Annotated in this window: 1 protein-coding gene; it reads left to right on the forward strand. The window is 41.2% G+C overall.

Annotated elements, in window-relative coordinates; genetic code table 11:
* Positions 1-343: 343 nt before the first annotated feature.
* Positions 344-718 (forward strand): PLP-dependent transferase (locus LMF89_RS25430; protein WP_229537593.1); only part of this gene is annotated, 375 nt, incomplete at its 3' end.

A 718-nucleotide genomic window follows, 5' to 3' on the forward strand; every position in this document is an offset into this window, starting at 1 on the left:
CAAAATTTACGATTTGCGTAGAGAAACATGGGCAACAGAAAATAAGGTAGCCTTTTTAGTAATTAGCTATGAGGAATTGGAACACAATCCTAATGGACGATTACTAAGAAATGTTGACAGTGATACAGAAGTTATTAAAGAACTAGTAAGTGAATTTAAATAAACGTCAAAATGATCGCTGTGTAGCGCATCTAGGAGGAGTTTTAGTGAAGAGAATTTTTGTTTAGCAGTATTGGGTCTATTGTTACTTTGTTTTGGCTGTGGTAGTAGTAAATATCCGATTGAACCATCTAGTAGTTTTATAAATGCTAAACTACCAGCTTTTAGTGAAGGTGTAGATTTTTTGATAGAAACACTAATAACCGACGACGAATTGCGCGCAACCGGTAACGCGCAGTTGCACCAACGACTTGCTCGCGACTTTATCACAGAATTGATTCGACTGAAGAAACGTCTCAACCAACATGCCGACACCGCTCAACGGCTGATCGAATGGTTTTTGAAACAGCCTTTCGTCACCAACGTCCTCTCGCCGACTTTGGAAACCTCACCTTATCATAAACGTTTCCAGCACTATTTTGGCAAAGGAAATGGTCTTTTTAGCGTCGTTTTCCTTCCGGACCTACTGGCAGAGCACGTCGAGGCTTTTGTCGATGCACTAAACTTGTTCTGGGTTGCTGAAAGCTGGGGTGGACATTTGTCGCTTGTATTGCCAGTG

Source organism: Pelosinus baikalensis, assembly GCF_020819555.1.
Lineage (GTDB): Bacteria > Bacillota > Negativicutes > DSM-13327 > DSM-13327 > Pelosinus > Pelosinus baikalensis.